This is a genomic window from Kocuria atrinae C3-8, from assembly GCF_000286355.1.
GTDB classification, from domain to species: domain Bacteria; phylum Actinomycetota; class Actinomycetes; order Actinomycetales; family Micrococcaceae; genus Kocuria; species Kocuria atrinae_A.
The window spans coordinates 1-16,744 of the sequence record NZ_AJXN01000125.1; the positions used below are offsets into that span (position 1 = coordinate 1).

Genomic DNA, 16,744 nt, shown 5'->3' on the forward strand with positions numbered 1-16,744 from the left:
GGATCGTGAATCGACGGATTCGCTACGGTGATCACCCATGAGCCACACGCGATCCGCAGGAACGTGCACGGCGAAGGGAATGTCCGAGGGCTGGTCGTCAGGGTACACATAGTCCTCGTCCAGAGGCTGTCCGTTGACCGTGATCTTCCCCTGAGCGTCACAGCATTCGATGGTGTCCCCGGGGACCGCCATCACGCGCTTGACGTAGGCGGTGGACGAGCCGGTCAGGCCCAGCCAGCGACCCACGCCGTTGACGGCCTGTGAGTACCAGGGTCCGTGGAATGCAACGGGTCCAGGGAACCGCGGCCGTCGAAGACCACGAGCTGACCGCGCTGCAGGTCATCCGGGTCACCGAGTTTGTTCACCAGCACTCGGTCCCCGCCCTGCAGCGTGGGTTCCATCGAGTTGGAACCCACCCAGTAGACGTCCACCACGAACGCACGCACCGCAGCCGCGATGAGCAGCGCTGCCAGCACGGCAATGGTGATGACCCACAGCCACCAGCGCCGCGGGGAAAGGGGTGCACGTACAGCGGAGGACCCGGCAGATGCCGGGCCCTCCGTGCGTTCCGAGTGCAGGTGCACGTGGAAGAATGCTTACTTGCTGGAAGCGCTCGAGTCACGCTTCTCGCGGATACGAGCTGCCTTACCGTGGCGATCGCGCATGTAGTAGAGCTTGGCACGACGCACGTCACCGCGGCTCACGAGCTCGATCTTGTCGATGATCGGGGAGTGCACCGGGAAGGTACGCTCCACGCCAACACCGAAGCTGACCTTGCGAACGGTGAAGGTCTCGCGGACGCCGGAGCCCTGACGGCCCATGACGTAGCCCTTGAAGACCTGAACACGCGAACGGTTACCTTCAATGATGTTCACGTGGACATTCAGGGTGTCGCCGGGGCGGAAATCCGGAATGTCGTTACGCAGGGACTTGGCATCAAGCTGATCGATAAGGTTCATGCTTTTTCTCCTCGCGACTGCCGCAGGTCGATCGCGTGTGGTCCGCGCGGCTCAGCCATGAAGGTTTGAGCCGACGCGCAGAAGTATGTCGAAATCGGGCCGGTGTGGTGATTTCGAATGCGTGGTTGTTGGTCGCTCTCCCCCCTGCGGCAGGGGCGTGCCCAACTCACGCACAGCGACCCATTATGCCATATTTCGACTAGCCCTGTATGCCATCCGCGGGTTCGGGAGCGCAGATCTGGAACGACCCGTTGACCACCTGGAAACCGTGCTCGCGCAGGATGGCCAGATCGGCCTTGTTCAGGTCGGCCGGGTTGAGTTGCTCGATCATGTCCGGGCGGCGCTGGGCGGTTCGGTGCAATTGCTGGTCACGGCGCCACCGGGCAATGTTCCCGTGGTGACCTGACAGCAACATGTCCGGAATGGCACGCTCTCGCCACACGGCCGGTTTGGTGTACACCGGGTATTCGAGCAGCCCACCGGTGTGGGACTCCTCGGCCAAGGATTCTGGATTGCCGATCACGCCGGGAATCAGCCGGGTCACGGCCTCGACCATGGCCAGGACCGCCACTTCTCCCCCATTGAGCACGTAGTCGCCCAGGCTCATGGGGCGCACCACCGCGTACCCGGAGGCCCATTCGATGAAGCGCTCGTCGATCCCCTCATAGCGGCCGCACGCGAAGACGAGGTGCTCTTCATCGGCCAGTTCGTACGCGACATCCTGGGTGAACACTTCCCCCGCAGGTGAGGGCACCACGAGCACGGGCTTGCGGCCGGACGACGCCGCTGCGGTCACCGACTCGAGCGCTTGCGCCCACGGTTCGGGCTTCATGACCATGCCCGCCCCGCCGCCGTACGGGGTGTCATCCACCGTGCGGTGCCGATCCGTGGCGAAGCTCCGGGGGTCGGTCACGGACAGTTGCAGCACGCCGTCCGTCATGGCCTTGCCGATCAGCGACAGCTCGAGCGGTGCCAGGTATTCGGGGAAGATGCTCAGCACATCGATGCGCACGGTCCTACTCCTCCGACCCGAGGTCCAGCAGACCGGCGGGCGGCGTCAACAGCACGCGCCCGGTCTCCAGATCCACTTCCGGCACGATTTCTTCCACGAACGGAATCAGAATACGACGCCGCTCCCCCACGAGTTCCAGTTCCAGCAAGTCTTGTGCCGCGCCGGATATCAACGCGGTGACCTTGCCGACCTCGCGGTCCTCGCGGGTGGTGTCCACGGCCATCAGGCCGAGCAGGTCGTCCTGGTGCCACTCGTCGTCATCCAGCTCCACTTCGTGGGGCTCGGCGAACAGCTGAGATCCGCGCATCTCTTCGGCGCGGTTGCGGTCGGTGATCTCCTCGAAGCGGGCGATCAGCACCTTCTTGTTCCAGCGGAACCCTGACGCGGTGAGCGACTCGGGAAGTCCCGTGGCGCCGTCGGGCTTGCCCTGGGGCCACTGGACGCTCAGAACCGAACCGGGCGCGAAACGCGATTCGGGATCATCGGTGAACAACTGCACCGTGACTTCTCCGCGCACGCCGTGGGGTTTGCCGATGCGTGCAATCCGAACGCTCATGAGATCTCCTTTGCCGGATCTGGACCGGTATGAAATGTCTACCAAATGATGACGGCCCCCGTCTCCCGCGTCTGCAGGAAACAGGGGCCGTTCACGTACGCGCGGTCTTTAGCGACGACGACGGTCGGTATCGACCACGTCTACGCGCACATTTTCGCCGGGTGCCAGGGCCGTGACGACGGTGCGCAGAGCCTTGGCGGTGCGTCCGGAACGCCCGATCACGCGGCCGAGGTCATCGGGGTGAACCCGAACCTCGAGGATCTGCCCGCGGCGACCTTCGCGTGAGCGAACGGTGACGTCCTCGGGGCTGTCCACAATGCCGCGAACCAGGTGTTCCAGAGCCTCGGCGAGCATGCTCACTCTGCCTTCTCGGCGTTGTCCTCCGTGGATTCCTCAGCCGCACCCTCGGTGGAAGCTTCTTCGGCGGGCGCTTCGGCCTGCTCGGAAGCTTCGGCCTTGTCAGCCTTGGGAGTGATGGCCTCGGGGATGATCACGGAACCCTTGTCGGGTGCCACGAACTCAGCCTTGGTCTCGGGGGCCTTGTAGGTACCCTCGGCACCGGGCTCACCCTTGAACTTCTGCCAGTCACCGGTGATCTTCAGCAGTGCTGCCACGGCGTCAGAGGGCTGTGCGCCCACGCCGAGCCAGTACTGGATCCGGTCGGAAACCAGGTTGATGTAAGAGGGGTGCTCGGTCGGCTGGTAGACGCCGACCTCCTCGATGACACGACCATCGCGCTTCTTGCGGGAGTCGACGATGACAACGCGGTAACGGGGATCGCGCATTTTACCCATGCGCTTGAGACGAATCTTAACTGCCACTTGAGTGGTTACTCCTGTTTCGAATGTGGTCGGAAATGCACACACATGCACCCGTGGGGCGGGCCTGGGTGGGATTTCCTGTGGACGCGATACACGCGCGGTGAGAGGGTCCGCACGGTTCGAGTACCCGTCTATTGTGCCACATGTGTCAAACCCCGGTGTGCAGGACGAACGTGGTTTACCTCTCGAGTTTGAGTGCCTTGCGCCATGTGAGCGCCTGACCGCCCTGGAAGACCGCTCGCTGGTACACCCGTTCTCCCACGCGGAACATGATCAAGCCGAAGACCGCGCACAATCCCAACGCCAACCACGGTTCCCACCACTGCACGGTGTCCGTGAGCATGCGCACGGGCATGGCCACGGATGACACCAGCGGAACGTAGGAGGCCACGGTGAGCCAGGCTCCCTTGGCGAACAATCCCACGAGCAGCGCTGCAATGAGTACGGACATGATGGGCCCGGTGTTGGACTGAAGGTCCTCAGTACGGGAAGCCAACGAACCAAGTACGGCCCAGATGCTTGCCTGGGCAGCGAAGCCCACCACGAAGAACCCGATGAACCACCCCGAGGCTTCCAAGATCCAACCGATCAATTCGGCTTGACCGAGCAGATTCACCCCCAGTAATCCGACAACTCCGTACAGAATGATCTGCGCGTAGGCCAGCAGGCAATTGCCGATCACCTTGCCGTAAAGGATGTGGCGAACCGGGATGGCCGTGGCCAGGATCTCCACCACCCGGTTCTGCTTCTCCTCGAGCACCGAGTTGGCAATGGCCATGCCGAAGATGATGGCGGCGGTGTAGAACAGCATCGCGAAGACGAAACCCAGCACGTTGGCCGCCACACCACGGTCGGGTTCGTCGGACAGTGTGCGTGTTTGTACCTCCGACCCGGCCGCCAATTGCTCGGTGGTCGTTCCGGCGGCCGCGGCGTTCTCCTGCGCCGTCACGTCGCGAGCGGCGTCCGAAAGCATGCCGCTCAGAGAGTTGTCCATGGAGGTGCGTGCCGTGAGCACCCAGGAGTCCTCGCCGCGAGACACGGCGGCGTCGATGTCCTCGTTCTCCAGTAGCTGCCGAGCCTCGTCCGGTGTAGCCGACTGCACTTCGATACTGGTGTTTTCACCGGCGGAGTCCCTGGCGGTCTCCACCACGGCGACCGCCTGCGGGTCGGTCGCGGCCACGGTGTAGCTGGTGGTGCGCTCGCTCATGAAGAACATGAACGCGGTGAACCCGATGATGCCGAGCACCGTGAGCACGGTGGACAGAACGAAGGCACGGTCCCTCAGCTTGACGCCGATCTCGCGGTTCATCACGGTCAGCCAGGGGACGGATGCCGTGGTGGCTTGCTCCTCTTCTGCGGCGGTAGGGGCCGCGGTGGAGGTCGTCATGTCGTTGCTCATTGGATGGCCTCCCGGTAGAGATCTCCCAGCGAGGGGCGAAGTCGGGCGAATTCGATCATGCCTCGGGCTGCAGCTTCGCGTGCCAGGTGATCGCGAGCCTGCGCATCGACGGGCTGAAGGATGGCCGTGTTGCCGTCAAGGTCCACGACTTCCACCCCGGGTTCTCCTCGGGTCCAGCCTGCGTCCGAGTCGCACACCAGTCGATACTGTTCCGGACGCGCCGCTCGTAACTGCTCGACCGGTCCGGCCAGGCGGACCGTGCCCTGGTCGAGCACCACCAGGCGTCACACAGGCGGTCGATCAGATCCAGTTGATGGGATGAAAAGAGTACGGGCACGCCACGCGCCATGTATTCACGCAACAGTCCCACCATGGCGTCGACCGCGGTGGGATCCAGGCCAGAGAAAGGTTCGTCCAAGACCAGCGCCACGGATCGTGCAACAGTGCCGCGGCGACCTGGACGCGCTGCTGATTGCCAAGGGAGAGGGTCTCCAACCGGTCCTTGGCCCGCTCCCCCAGGCCGAAACGGTCCAGCAAGCGGTGCGCCTCCCTCAGCGCCCGGGACCGGTCCATGCCGTGGAGTTGTCCCAGATAACCCAGCTGATCGGCAATGCGTTGCTTGGGGTACAGCCCACGCTCCTCAGGCATGTAGCCGAACCGCGAGCGTGCTCGGGCGTTGATCGGCTGGCCGTTCCACAGGACGGTGCCGCCATGCTGGTCGAGCACGCCCATGATCATGCGCATGGTGGTGGTCTTGCCAGCGCCGTTCGCCCCCACGAACCCCGTCATCTGTCCGGGTTCCACGCGGAAGGAAACGTGGTCCACCACGGTGCGGTCGCCGAATTTTCGCGTCAGGTCCTGCACCTCCAGCGTGCCCCCTGCGCGCGGTGGTGAGTAGTGGACGGAGCTGTACGCCGCCCCCGGCTCTTTCAACCTCATACTGTCTCCTCGGATCTGTGCCGTCCCCTTGGCCGTGGTGTGTGCGAAACACGGCGCGGCTGGCTGTTTCCAGCCTAGGAGGAGAGTCGGTCCAGGAGATCAGCCCCGCGGCGGAACTTCCGCTCCGCCCTGCGGTGTACGCGGGGTGTTGCCGAACCGGGTGCCTTTGAGCCTCGGGCTCGCATGGGAGTGCGGCCGACCGGCGGGGGTGGGAGTGCCGTAGAAACAGCGACGAGTCAGGCGACCATGCCCGATCTGTAGGCGAAGACCACCGCTTGCACGCGGTCGCGCGCACCCACCTTGGCCAACACATTGGAAATATGCGTCTTGACCGTGGCCTGCCCCACCACCAGCTTGTCGCAGATCTCTCCGTTGGACAGCCCCTCCGCCGCGAGGGTGAGCACCTCGCGCTCTCGAGCCGTCAGGGAATCGATGATGCGTTGCTGCTCACCCGTCCGCTCGGGAACTTCGCTCGCCGACGCCGCCGCCCCACCATCAGACCCCACCGTCGCTCGCGAGGTGCGTGAGCGGCGTCGTGCTGGGTCAGTTGCTGGACTACCCGAAGAGTGGCCTCCGGGGCGAGCAGGGCGTGGCCGTCAACCACTGCGTGCACCGCGGCCACGAGGTCCTCCGGGGACGCGTTCTTGAGTAGAAACCCACTGGCCCCGGCACGCAACGCGTCGAAGAGGTAGTCGTCCCGGTCGAAGGTCGTGAGGATGATGACCTTGGTGTCCGTGGCTTCCGTGATGAGACGTGTGGCTTCAATGCCGTCCATCACGGGCATCTGAACATCCATGAGCACTACGTCCACGGGGCTGTCGAGCACGTGGGCCACGGCGTCCTTGCCGTTGGCGACCTGACCGACCACCTCCACGTTCTCCTCGACGGTGAGCATGAGCGCGAATCCGGATCGCACCAGTTCGTGATCGTCAGCCAACAGAACTCGGATCACGGGGTGACCTCCTGGGTAGCGCGGGTGTGGGGACGGGGAATGCGGACGCGAACGCGCCACCCAGGGCCGGGTGTGCGCGGGCCGATCTCGGTCACCCCGTTGTAGAGCCGTGCACGCTCGGTGATGCCCTTGAGGCCGAAACCCGAGCCTTCGGTGCCCGGTTTGGATTGGCCTTGATCGGTGACTTCCAGTTCAACCCATGCCTTGGTCTCGCGCTCCTCGGAATCGTCCGTTGTGGATCCGGTGCGCACCACGGCAGTCGCTTCGCGGGCTGTTGAGTGTCGAGTCACGTTGGCCAAGGCCTCTTGCAAGCACCGGTACACGGTCAGTTGGAGGGATCCGGGGAGCTGCTCGAGGTCCTCGGGATGTTCCAACGAGGTGTTGAGCGTGACCGCCAGACCGTTGCGGGCATGGGAAGCCACGAGATCGTCCAGTTCGCTCAATCGGGGTTCCGGAGTACGTGATTGCGCGGGCAGAACACTGCCGTCCTCGGCGCGCAACACTCCCAATAGCTCGCGCATTTCCGTGACGGCCTGCCTGCTGGAGGCTTCAACGGTACTCAGGGCGGCAGCGGCCGCCTCAGGGTTCTTGGCCATGACGGTTCGTGCGGCACCGGCCTGGATCCCGATCGCGGACACGTGATGGGCCACCACATCGTGGAGTTCACGTGCGATGCGCAGCCGTTCCTCGACGACCGCCCGATTGGCCAACTGTTCGGACTGCTGAGCAATGCGCCATGCCTGTTCGCGCAGTCTGCGCCGGTCCAGGGCCCTGCGCCACGAAGAACGTCCCATGACCGCGGCACCACCGAAATAGACGATGTTCATGACCACGGTGTAGCCCATGATGCCCACCGCCGCAGAAAACGGCCCGGAGGTCTCTTCGAGGTTGTTCAAAACCTCCGCATAGGAATTGGTGATCGTCCAATCCACCGTCAGCCACCCGGCGGTGAACACGGCCAGGCCCACCACCATGAGTGTTACGAGCTGCCGGGAACGACCCCACGCAACCATGGAGTACACGCTGGCAAAGTAGGCGATCTGGAAGAACAGTTGCATGTTGACCTGGGGTACCACGTAATAGGCCCACATGAACACGGCCGAGGCGGCCACCACACCAGCAATCGGGAAGCGGCGGCGGATAGCCAGCGGCACGGCCATCAGGACCGACGCCAGGTAACCCATCCACCATGCTGGTCTCCGGGAAACGATGTGTAGCTCTGGATCAGTGCCAGCGACAGCACGGAGGCTGCAGCCACTCCCGCGGCCAGCCAGATATCACGGGACAGCTCGTGGGGCGTGGGACGTGGCCGCTGCCAGTCCGGTTCGTCCGGATCAGGCAGTGCGGACACCCACCGTCGGGTCCAGTCGAACCGCGCCACTACGACTTCTTACGCGCCCGCACCGCCGCCCACAGGGCAGCCTGCCCCGCGGCATCGGTCAGCAAAACCGCGGATGCGGTGCCGAGCACGCGCGATCCCCGGCCACCGCGGCGAGCCAGTGCCGCCAGCGTGGAGCCCGCGACCAGTTCGGCACCGCCCACGGCCAGCAGGATCTCAGGGTGGCGGAAGTACACGCGCTGGACCCGAGACACCAGATCGTTGCCGGACGGTTCCGTGGTCACGGCGTCCACCAGCGACAGACCGAAGGCCTTGGGTTCGTAGTGACGAGCGTCCTCCATGTCGTCCACGGAACGCTCGGATTCCACGAGCTTCGCGGCCACCACGGGCACACCCAGCAACTGCAGCACCGATTCCAGCAACAAACCCGAGCTGGGCGTTGCGGCGTAGTTTTCCAGGCGAGCCGTTGCTGCGGGGTCCAGGGAGCAGATCGAGGCAATGGCCTCCACCGCGACCTTGATGTCCCGTTCGACGTCCGTGGCCACCTGTCGCTGCGGAACAGTTTCACCCTCGCCACCGAGGATGTCCGCTATGTCGCTGTGCTCGGCTTCCCAACTCAGCGTTGCCGTGCGGCCCATCTCGATCTGATGATTGAGTTCAGCTTCTTCGTCGCGGTCCGAATCCGTCCGCGGGTACACCGTGAGGCTGCGTTCGGCACCGTCCGAGGAAATCGCAATACACATGTCACCGGGGTGGACCGCGGCGATGAAGGCGGGATCCATGTCATCATCGGGCAGCACCACGGCCCACCCGTTGCGGGTGACCGCGGTGAAGCTTGCGTCCAGAAGATTGGCCAGGAAGGGCAGTTCGGGCGCGTCAGCGTGCACCAGGACCGCGACCCGATTGAGTTGTTGGTCTGTCATGAACGCTTTCCTCCGTCAATTACGTGTTCGGCACGGTGCCTGTTCCAGGGCCTCCAGGCGTCGCGGATTCGCTGTGACATGCCGGCCGAGAGCACGGTTTCCAGATCCTGCGGAGCAACCCAGCGGTAGGACAACAGCTCTTCTTCCTGGACCGTGATCTGCGAATCGGAGGGGATCTGCCCGCCGTCGTAGAGGAACGCGACCGAGTCCCCCCACATGCCCATGTTGAGACCGTGCATGATCAACAGCATGCGCCCTTCGGCAGGTGCAGTCCCACTTCTTCGATCACTTCACGGAAGCACGCGCTGCGGGGGTCCTCCCCCGCCTCCACCGTGCCGCCGGGCAGGGTCCATTCGGACTTGTAGTTGGGTTCCACCGTGAGAATGCGCCCGTTCTCGTCTCGGATAACGGCCGACGCCGCCAGCCGCCGCGTGGGCAGCGTTCCGATGAACTCGCGCAGTTCTTGATCTGAAAGGTATGAACCCACTACCAACTCACTTTCCGAGGAATTTCTCGAAGCCCTTGGGAAGGTTCAAGGACTCCAGGTCTGGCTGTTCCTGCTGCGCACCAAAGGCACTGCCCTTGGCCGCGGGCTTCTGACCGCTGGCAATGGCGGCGTTCTCCTGGGCGCGCTTAGCAGGGTTACCGGAACGCGAGCCCTTGGCGCCCTTCTTCTTGGCCTTGCCCTTCTTGCCACCACCACCGCCGGCGCCGCCGCCCATACCGGGGATGCCACCGGGCATACCGGGAACTCCCTTGCCCTGGGCCAGCGCTTCATCATCTTCTGAGCCTGGGCGAAGCGCTCCATCAGCTGGTTGACCTCGGACACGGACACACCGGAACCGCGGGCGATACGGGCGCGGCGGGAGCCGTTGATGATCTTGGGGGCCACGCGCTCGTGCGGGGTCATGGAACGCACGATGGCTTCCACGCGGTCGATCTCGCGCTCGTCGAAGTTCTCGAGCTGCTCACGCATCCCTGCCGCACCGGGCATCATGCTGAGCATCTTCTTCATCGAGCCATCTTGCGCAGCTGCTGCATCTGGGCGAGGAAGTCCTCGAAGGTGAAGTCCTCCTGGTCGGTGAACTTCTTGGCCATGCGCTCGGCCTCGGTCTTGTCCACTGCTTCTCAGCCTGCTCGATGAGCGTGAGGACGTCACCCATGTCCAGGATGCGGGAGGCCATGCGGTCCGGGTGGAACTGCTCGAAGTCGCGCACGCCCTCGCCGGTGGAGGCGAACATGATGGGCTTGCCGGTGACCGAGCGGACGGAGAGCGCGGCACCGCCGCGGGCGTCGCCGTCGAGCTTGGAGAGCACCACGCCGGTGAAGTCCACGCCGTCGTCGAAGGCCTTGGCGGTGTTGACCGCATCCTGGCCGACCATGGCGTCGATGACGAAGAGCACTTCGTCCGGGTTCACGGCGTTGCGGATGTCGCGGGCCTGGCGCATCAGGCTTCGTCGATGCCCAGACGACCGGCGGTATCGACGATGACCACGTCGTAGAGCTTGGCGCGGGCGTGTGCCACGCCGTCGCGGGCGACCTTCACGGGATCGCCGGTGGGGTCATCGAATTCCGAGGTGGCACCGGGCTCGGGAGCGAACACCGGAACACCGGCGCGCTGACCGACCACCTGGAGCTGGGTCACGGCGTTGGGACGCTGAAGGTCGGAGGCGACCAGAACGGGCTTGTGCCCCTGATCGGTGAGCCACTTGCCGAGCTTGCCGGCCAGGGTGGTCTTACCGGCACCCTGCAGACCCGCGAGCATGATCACGGTGGGGCCCGACTTGGCCAGGTTGATGCGGCGGGTCTCGCCACCCAGAACGTTCTTGAGTTCCTCGTTGACGATCTTGACGACCTGCTGGCCGGGGTTCAGCGCCTCGGACACCTCGGAACCCAGAGCGCGTTCCTTGATGGTGGCGGTGAATTCCCGGACCACGGGAACGGCGACGTCCGCCTCGAGAAGGGCGCGGCGGATTTCCCGTACGGTGGCGTCCACATCCGCTTCGGACAACCTACCCTTGCCGCGCAGGTTCTTGAAGGTCGCTGTAAGCCGGTCGGACAGTGAGTTGAACACGGGGCAGTCGCTGCTTTCGTCGGTCAACGGATGGGGTCAGTGTCCCAGGTTATCAAGCCCAACCGGGTCCCCGGAACGAGACGAACGCACCGCGGGGCCACCTTGAGTGCCCCGCGGTGCGTTCGGTCTTTTTCGGGTGACGACGCCGCCGCGCCGCTAGAGCGCGGACTCCCCGCGTTCGCCGGTGCGCACGCGCACCATCTCGTCCACCGAGGTGACCCACACCTTGCCGTCACCGGCGGAACCGGAGTGGGCGGAGGACACGATCACGTTGACCACGTCCGCGGCGATGTCATCCGCCACGAGTGTCTCGACACGTACCTTCTCCAGCAGGTCCACGGTGTACTCGGCTCCGCGGTAGACCTCGGTGTGTCCGCGCTGCCGGCCGTAGCCGTGCACGGTGAGCACTGTCATTCCTTGGATACCGAAGGCCTCCAGTGCGTCCTTGACGTCGCTGAACTTGTCGGGTCGTACGACTGCGGTGATGAGTTTCACAGGGAAGATCCTTCCTTGGCGTGGGCAGGGGCCTCAGCGGTGCCCGGGAGGGGCCGCGACGGGGAGGTTCCGGCAAAGTAACCGGTGGCCTCGTCCTTGAGGGAGTACGCGGATTCTGCGTGCTGGGTGACGTCGATGCCGTCCACCTCGTCCTGAGTGGAGATGCGCAGACCCATGGTGACCTTGATGAGCATTCCAATGATCAGGGTGAGCACACCGGTGTAGAGCACGGCGAACACGGTGGAGGTCACCTGGGAGCCCATGAGCGCCCAGCCGCCGCCGTAGAACAGGCCCGCCTGTCCCTCCGAGGGAATGGCCAGGAAACCGAGAGCAACGGTACCCACGATGCCCGAGACCAGGTGCACACCGATCACGTCCAGCGAGTCGTCCAGGCCGATCTTGTACTTCATACCCACGGCGAGCGCGGACAGCACACCGGCACTGCGGCCAGGGCGATCGCACCCAGGGGCGAGACGTTGGCACACGCGGGGGTGATGGCCACCAAACCGGCCACCACGCCGGAGGCCGCGCCCAGTGACGTCGCGTGACCGTCACGGATCTTTTCGGTGAGCAACCAGGTCAGCATGGCGGCCGCCGGGGCCACCAGGGTGTTGGTCCAGATGAGTGCCGCCTGTTCCGCGGTTGCCGCGGCACCCACGTTGAAGCCGAACCAGCCGAACCACAGGATCGCCGCACCCAGCATCACCAGGGGCAGGTTGTGGGGTCGCTGGCCGGAGTCCTTGCCGAAGCCTTTGCGGGCACCGATGAGCAGGATCAGCACGAGTGCCGCCACGCCTGCGTTGATGTGGACCACCAGGCCGCCCGCGAAGTCGATGGGTTCGCCGAACATCTCGGCCAAGGCGCCACCCTCGGACCACAGGCCGCCACCCCACACCATGAAGGACAGCGGGAAGTACACCGCGGTGATCCACACCAGGGTGAACACGACCCAGCTGCCGAACTTGGTGCGATCGGCAATGGCACCGGAGATCAACGCGACCGTGATGATCGCGAAAGTAATACCGAAGGCACTGCCCAGTAGGTCCTCGGAACCGATCAGTCCGTGCAGGCCGAAGCTGGCGGTGGGATCAGCCACCAGTCCGCCCAGGATCGCGTCGCCGGAAGACATCGAGGCCCCCCACAACACCCACACCACGGCCACGATCGCGATGGAGATGAAGCTCATCATCATCATGTTCAGCACGCCCTTGGCCCGGGTCATGCCTCCGTAAAAAAGCGCGAGTCCCGGTGTCATGAAGAACACCAGTCCCGCCGCCACCAAAGTCCACACGTGTCCCGCCGTCAATTCCACGCGAGCTCACCTCGTCTCAATCTCAAAGTTCTGTCCAACGGTTATCCGTTGGTAACGAGTAAAGAGCGCGCGTGTTTCGGTTGTGGTTCGAGATCGGTTTCGCCCGTGTTTCGTTTCATCCCCGTTCGTGACAACCGTGTTACGGATCACGGTGGGAAATCCCGCTATCCAGCGCCGCCAGCCCAACGAATATCCACGTGACTAGCGCAAGCACGAAAAGGCGCCGCCCCGAAACGGGGCGGGCGCCGAAAACTACCGGAGCGGCGTCGTACTCAGTCGAGCAGCGCGTCCACGAACTGATCGGCGTCGAAGGGCGCGAGGTCGTCGGGACCTTCGCCCAGGCCGATGAGCTTGACCGGCACGCCCAGGGCACGCTGGATGGCCACCACGATGCCGCCCTTGGCGGTTCCGTCCAGCTTGGTGAGCACGATGCCGGTGATGTTCACGGCCTCGGCGAAGACCTTGGCCTGGGTCATGCCGTTCTGACCCGTGGTCGCGTCGATCACGAGGAGGACCTCGTCCACCTCGGCGGCCTTGGTGACCACGCGCTTGATCTTGCCCAGCTGGTCCATCAGACCGGCCTTGTTCTGCAAGCGGCCGGCGGTGTCGATCAGCACCACGTCCGACTCTTGTTCGATACCGGCCTGCACGGCGTCGAAGGCGACCGACGCCGGGTCCGCGCCTTCCTGTTCGGAACGCACCGTGGCAACGCCCACCCGGGCACCCCAGGTCTCGAGCTGATCGGCAGCCGCGGCGCGGAACGTATCCGCCGCGCCCAACAGCACGTCTTTGTCCTCCGCCACCAGAACGCGAGCAAGCTTGCCCACCGTGGTGGTCTTGCCCACGCCGTTGACGCCCACGACCAGAACCACGGCGGGTTTGCCGGGCGCGCCCACCGAGTTGATGGAACGGTCCATGGTGGGATCCACGAGCTTGAGCAGCTCTTCGCGCAGCATGGCCTTGACGTGCGCGGGATCCTGCGTGCCCTCGATGCGAACGCGCTTCTGCAGATTCTCGACCAGTTCCAGGGACGCGTCCGTACCGAGGTCCGCCATGAGCAGCGTGTCCTCGATCTCGTCCCAAACATCTTGATCGATGCGCTCGCGGGACAACAGGGCCAGCAGACCCTTGCCCAGCACGTTGTTCGACTTGGACAGGCGACCGCGCAGCCGGGCCAGGCGGCCCAGCGCCGACTCGGGCCGTTCGATCGTGGTGCCCGGGCGCTCCTCGACGAGCACGTCGCCTTCGGCCGGTGGGATGTCATCGACGTCCCGAGTTGTTTGGTAGCCGCCCTTGGGAGCCTTGGGCTTGCGGAGCAGCATGGTGCCGAAAATCACCATGAGCGCCACCGCTATGACGGCTATAACGAGTATCCAAATCCATTGAGTCGTGGTCACCCTTCTAATGTTCCATAAACTGTTCGACGTGTCCCGCCCATACGAAGATCCGACGCCCACTGATCCCTCCGATCTGCCCGCCACGGGACCGCAATCAACGGTCCCCCCGGCGGACACAGCGGGCGATACCTCGGGCGCTCCGAAGGAGAAGGTGCCGCCGCAGATCAAAGTGTTGATCGCAGCGGCGTTCGTGATCGCGATCGGCTACGGAATCGTGGCTCCGGTGCTGCCGCAGTTCGCGTCGAGCTTCGGGGTGGGGGTTGCTGCGGCCTCCGCCGTGGTGAGTGCCTTCGCGCTGTGCCGGCTGTTGTTCGCACCGGCCAGTGGCGCGGTGGTGAACAAACTGGGTGAACGGCCCACGTACTTGATCGGCCTGTTGGTCGTGGCGGTGTCCTCGGCAGCCACGGCGTTCGCGGAAACCTACTGGCAATTGCTGCTGTTCCGCGGCCTGGGTGGTGTGGGTTCCACCATGTTCACCGTGTCGGCCATGGGGTTGATCGTGCGTCTGGCACCGCCGCGGATGCGTGGGCGGATCTCCGGTTACTACGCCACGGCGTTCCTGCTGGGCGGCATCCTGGGTCCCGTGGTGGGCGGACTGCTGGCCGGATTCGGCATGCAGGCGCCCTTCATCATTTACGCGGTGGCCCTGCTGATTGCCTCCGCCGTGGTGTACTTCCGGCTCAAGGACGAGACCTTGGCCGCTCGCAAGGCGAAGAATCTGCAGCCGCCCATGAAATTCCGTGAAGCCTTCGAGTTCGGCGCTATCGCTCAGCCTGGTCTCCAGTTTCGCGACGGGGTGGACCGCCTACGGTGTGCGCGTAGCGCTGATCCCGCTGCTGGCCGTGCAGCTCGTGGGCGAGGGTCCGCAGGTCGCCGGTCTGGCGCTGGCCGTGTTCGCGGCCGGTAACGCCCTGGCCCTCACCTTCACCGGCCGGCTCACCGACAAACTGGGCCGCAAGCCACTGATTCTCACCGGCTTGGTCGTGTGCGCCTTGGCGACCATCGGCGTGGGGCTGGTGTCATCCGTACCCCTGTTCGTCCTCCTGTCCCTGATCTCCGGGATGGGATCCGGCACGCTCAACCCCGGCCAGCAGGCAGCGGTCGCGGACGTGATCGGCCCCGAGCGGGCCGGTGGCAAGGTGCTCTCGCGCTACCAGATGAGCGCGGACGCCGGTCAGATCCTGGGCCCCATCCTGGCCGGGGCGTTGGCAGACGCCGCCGGGTTCGGGTGGGCCTTCGGTGTCTCCGGTGGGCTCATGCTCCTGGCTGCGCTCGCGTGGTTGCCCGCCAAAGAGACCATGCCCCCGGAAGAGAATCCCGAGAACAAGAACCCGGGCAGCCAGGACCAGCGGGCCTGATCCGGGACAGCGGGGTTCGGCTCCGCCCAGGCCTGGTGACCCCAGGTCGGTTCAGCGCAGGTGGGTCAGCCTGGTTCGGGTAACACAGTCCAGTCCACCGCGTTTCAGTTCAGCTCAGGTCAGCGCAGTTCCGCGAGCTTCTGCCCCACGACCAGACTGACGCCGTCCCCGCGCATCGACACACCGTAAAGTGCGTCCGCGATCTCCATGGTGCGCTTCTGGTGCGTCACGATGATCAGCTGCGAACTCTCCTGGAGCTGCTGGAAGATGGTCAGCAAGCGTCCCAGGTTGCGGTCGTCCAGCGCGGCCTCGACCTCGTCCATCACGTAGAACGGCGAAGGCCGGGCCTTGAAAATGGCCACGAGCAACGCCAACGCGGTCAGTGAACGCTCGCCACCGGACAGCAGCGACAACCGCTTGATCTTCTTGCCCGCTGGCCGTGCCTCCACGTCCACACCGGTGGTGAGCATGTCGTCCGGGTCCGTGAGTCGCAGCCGCCCCTCGCCTCCGGGGAACAGGGTCGCGAAGACCTGCACGAATTGCTCGGCGGTGTCCTGGTAGGCCTCGGTGAACACGCGTTCCACGTGTTCGTCGACCTGCCGAATGATGTTGCGCAGATCCGCGCGGGAGTTCTTGACGTCCTCGAGTTGCTCGACCAGGAAGCTGTGGCGTTCTTCCAGCGCCGCGAATTCTTCTAGCGCCAGCGGGTTGACCTTGCCCAATGCCTTGAGCTGCTTCTCCGCGCGACGCAGCCGGGTCTCCTGCTCGTCACGCCGGAACGGCGCGCCCGGGTCCGTCATGGTCGGCATGCGGTCCACGTCCTGGGCCTCGTCGCGTTCCTCGGCCTCCTGTGCGGCCTCCAATACGGCATCGGCGTCCGGCACGGGCAAGTGGGGTCCGTAACGGTCCACCAAATAGTCGGGCGTCATGCCGAGTTCTTCGAGCGAGGCCTTCTCGAGTGCCTCCAGCTTGGCCTGCCGCTGGGCCAAGTCGAGTTCCTCCCGGTGCAGTTGCTCGGTGACCGCGTTGAGCTGTTTGGCCAGTTCGTCCCGTTCGGCGCGCAACCGGCCGGCGGCCTCGTCCAGACCGGCTCGTTCCGTGTCCGCGGCGTCCCGGATTCGGGCGGCTTCGGTCACGGATTCCTCCGCCCGCAACCGCAGGTAATCGGCGGCTTGGGCCACGGCCTGCGCGATGCTGGCCTGTACGCG

The 16,744-nt window shown here is 64.9% G+C and carries 18 protein-coding genes and 4 pseudogenes; 1 reads left to right on the forward strand and 21 read right to left on the reverse strand.

What is annotated here, in order from left to right:
• From lepB (YO9_RS20165) to ftsY, 20 genes and pseudogenes are all read right to left on the reverse strand, one after another.
• On the reverse strand, positions 1 to 246 hold a 246-nt coding region (lepB, locus tag YO9_RS20165), incomplete at its 3' end, for a signal peptidase I (protein WP_016997859.1).
• The gene (lepB, locus tag YO9_RS20170; RefSeq protein WP_016997860.1) at positions 225 to 584 is read right to left on the reverse strand and encodes a signal peptidase I; all 360 of its coding nucleotides are present in this window, start codon (positions 582 to 584) and stop codon (positions 225 to 227) included. The genes lepB (YO9_RS20170) and lepB (YO9_RS20165), both read right to left, overlap by 22 nt.
• Before the next feature lie 12 nt (positions 585 to 596).
• Positions 597 to 959 (reverse strand): 50S ribosomal protein L19, encoded by a 363-nt coding sequence (gene rplS / locus YO9_RS0112935; protein WP_016997861.1) that lies wholly within the window; start codon positions 957 to 959, stop codon positions 597 to 599.
• A 199-nt stretch (positions 960 to 1,158) separates the two neighbouring features.
• A complete protein-coding gene (gene trmD / locus YO9_RS0112940) occupies positions 1,159 to 1,971 on the reverse strand; it encodes a tRNA (guanosine(37)-N1)-methyltransferase TrmD (RefSeq protein ID WP_016997862.1) in 813 nt (270 codons plus the stop codon).
• A gap of 4 nt (positions 1,972 to 1,975) precedes the next feature.
• Entirely contained in the window at positions 1,976 to 2,527 is a 552-nt protein-coding gene (gene rimM, locus YO9_RS0112945) for a ribosome maturation factor RimM (RefSeq protein ID WP_016997863.1), read from the reverse strand.
• A 108-nt stretch (positions 2,528 to 2,635) separates the two neighbouring features.
• Positions 2,636 to 2,881: an RNA-binding protein gene (locus YO9_RS0112950; RefSeq protein ID WP_031273282.1), complete on the reverse strand. Its 246-nt coding sequence runs from the start codon at positions 2,879 to 2,881 to the stop codon at positions 2,636 to 2,638.
• A gap of 2 nt (positions 2,882 to 2,883) precedes the next feature.
• The gene (gene rpsP / locus YO9_RS0112955) at positions 2,884 to 3,348 is read right to left on the reverse strand and encodes a 30S ribosomal protein S16 (RefSeq protein WP_016997865.1); all 465 of its coding nucleotides are present in this window, start codon (positions 3,346 to 3,348) and stop codon (positions 2,884 to 2,886) included.
• 178 nt (positions 3,349 to 3,526) lie between these two features.
• Positions 3,527 to 4,747, reverse strand: a complete 1,221-nt coding sequence (locus YO9_RS0112960) for an ABC transporter permease (RefSeq protein ID WP_016997866.1) — start codon at positions 4,745 to 4,747, stop codon at positions 3,527 to 3,529.
• Positions 4,744 to 5,686 (reverse strand): annotated as a pseudogene (locus tag YO9_RS0112965) (ABC transporter ATP-binding protein). Before YO9_RS0112965 ends, YO9_RS0112960 begins: the two are co-directional and overlap by 4 nt.
• A 236-nt stretch (positions 5,687 to 5,922) precedes the next feature.
• On the reverse strand, positions 5,923 to 6,090 hold the full coding sequence (locus tag YO9_RS20995; protein ID WP_016997868.1) for a response regulator transcription factor: 168 nt from the start codon (positions 6,088 to 6,090) through the stop codon (positions 5,923 to 5,925).
• A 17-nt stretch (positions 6,091 to 6,107) separates the two neighbouring features.
• Positions 6,108 to 6,638 carry a response regulator gene (locus YO9_RS0112975; RefSeq protein WP_016997869.1) on the reverse strand — a complete coding sequence of 177 codons (531 nt, stop codon included), beginning with the start codon at positions 6,636 to 6,638 and terminating at the stop codon, positions 6,108 to 6,110.
• Positions 6,635 to 7,822 (reverse strand): sensor histidine kinase, encoded by a 1,188-nt coding sequence (locus YO9_RS0112980; protein ID WP_016997870.1) that lies wholly within the window; start codon positions 7,820 to 7,822, stop codon positions 6,635 to 6,637. The genes YO9_RS0112975 and YO9_RS0112980 overlap by 4 nt, the downstream gene beginning before the upstream one ends.
• The gene (locus tag YO9_RS18650; RefSeq protein ID WP_223286552.1) at positions 7,798 to 7,989 is read right to left on the reverse strand and encodes a hypothetical protein; all 192 of its coding nucleotides are present in this window, start codon (positions 7,987 to 7,989) and stop codon (positions 7,798 to 7,800) included. Before YO9_RS18650 ends, YO9_RS0112980 begins: the two co-directional genes overlap by 25 nt.
• Before the next feature lie 29 nt (positions 7,990 to 8,018).
• Complete coding sequence (locus tag YO9_RS0112985; protein ID WP_016997875.1) at positions 8,019 to 8,900, reverse strand: hypothetical protein; 882 nt, start codon at positions 8,898 to 8,900, stop codon at positions 8,019 to 8,021.
• The gene (locus YO9_RS21000; RefSeq protein WP_317259834.1) at positions 8,897 to 9,151 is read right to left on the reverse strand and encodes an NUDIX hydrolase; all 255 of its coding nucleotides are present in this window, start codon (positions 9,149 to 9,151) and stop codon (positions 8,897 to 8,899) included. Before YO9_RS21000 ends, YO9_RS0112985 begins: the two co-directional genes overlap by 4 nt.
• A complete protein-coding gene (locus YO9_RS21005; protein WP_317259835.1) occupies positions 9,142 to 9,387 on the reverse strand; it encodes an NUDIX domain-containing protein in 246 nt (81 codons plus the stop codon). Before YO9_RS21005 ends, YO9_RS21000 begins: the two co-directional genes overlap by 10 nt.
• Before the next feature lie 7 nt (positions 9,388 to 9,394).
• A pseudogene (gene ffh, locus YO9_RS0112995) lies at positions 9,395 to 10,974 on the reverse strand (signal recognition particle protein).
• Positions 10,975 to 11,130: 156 nt separating this feature from the next.
• Complete coding sequence (locus tag YO9_RS0113000) at positions 11,131 to 11,469, reverse strand: P-II family nitrogen regulator (RefSeq protein ID WP_016997876.1); 339 nt, start codon at positions 11,467 to 11,469, stop codon at positions 11,131 to 11,133.
• Positions 11,466 to 12,781, reverse strand: a pseudogene (locus tag YO9_RS0113005) (ammonium transporter). Before YO9_RS0113005 ends, YO9_RS0113000 begins: the two are co-directional and overlap by 4 nt.
• Before the next feature lie 272 nt (positions 12,782 to 13,053).
• Positions 13,054 to 14,121 carry a signal recognition particle-docking protein FtsY gene (gene ftsY, locus YO9_RS0113010; RefSeq protein WP_223286553.1) on the reverse strand — a complete coding sequence of 356 codons (1,068 nt, stop codon included), beginning with the start codon at positions 14,119 to 14,121 and terminating at the stop codon, positions 13,054 to 13,056.
• A 208-nt stretch (positions 14,122 to 14,329) separates the two neighbouring features.
• Between ftsY and YO9_RS0113015 the strand changes: the two are divergent.
• Positions 14,330 to 15,536: pseudogene (locus YO9_RS0113015) on the forward strand (MFS transporter).
• A gap of 119 nt (positions 15,537 to 15,655) precedes the next feature.
• Here YO9_RS0113015 and YO9_RS18655 read toward each other — a convergent pair.
• Positions 15,656 to 16,744 (reverse strand): AAA family ATPase (locus tag YO9_RS18655; protein WP_016997879.1); only part of this gene is annotated, 1,089 nt, incomplete at its 5' end.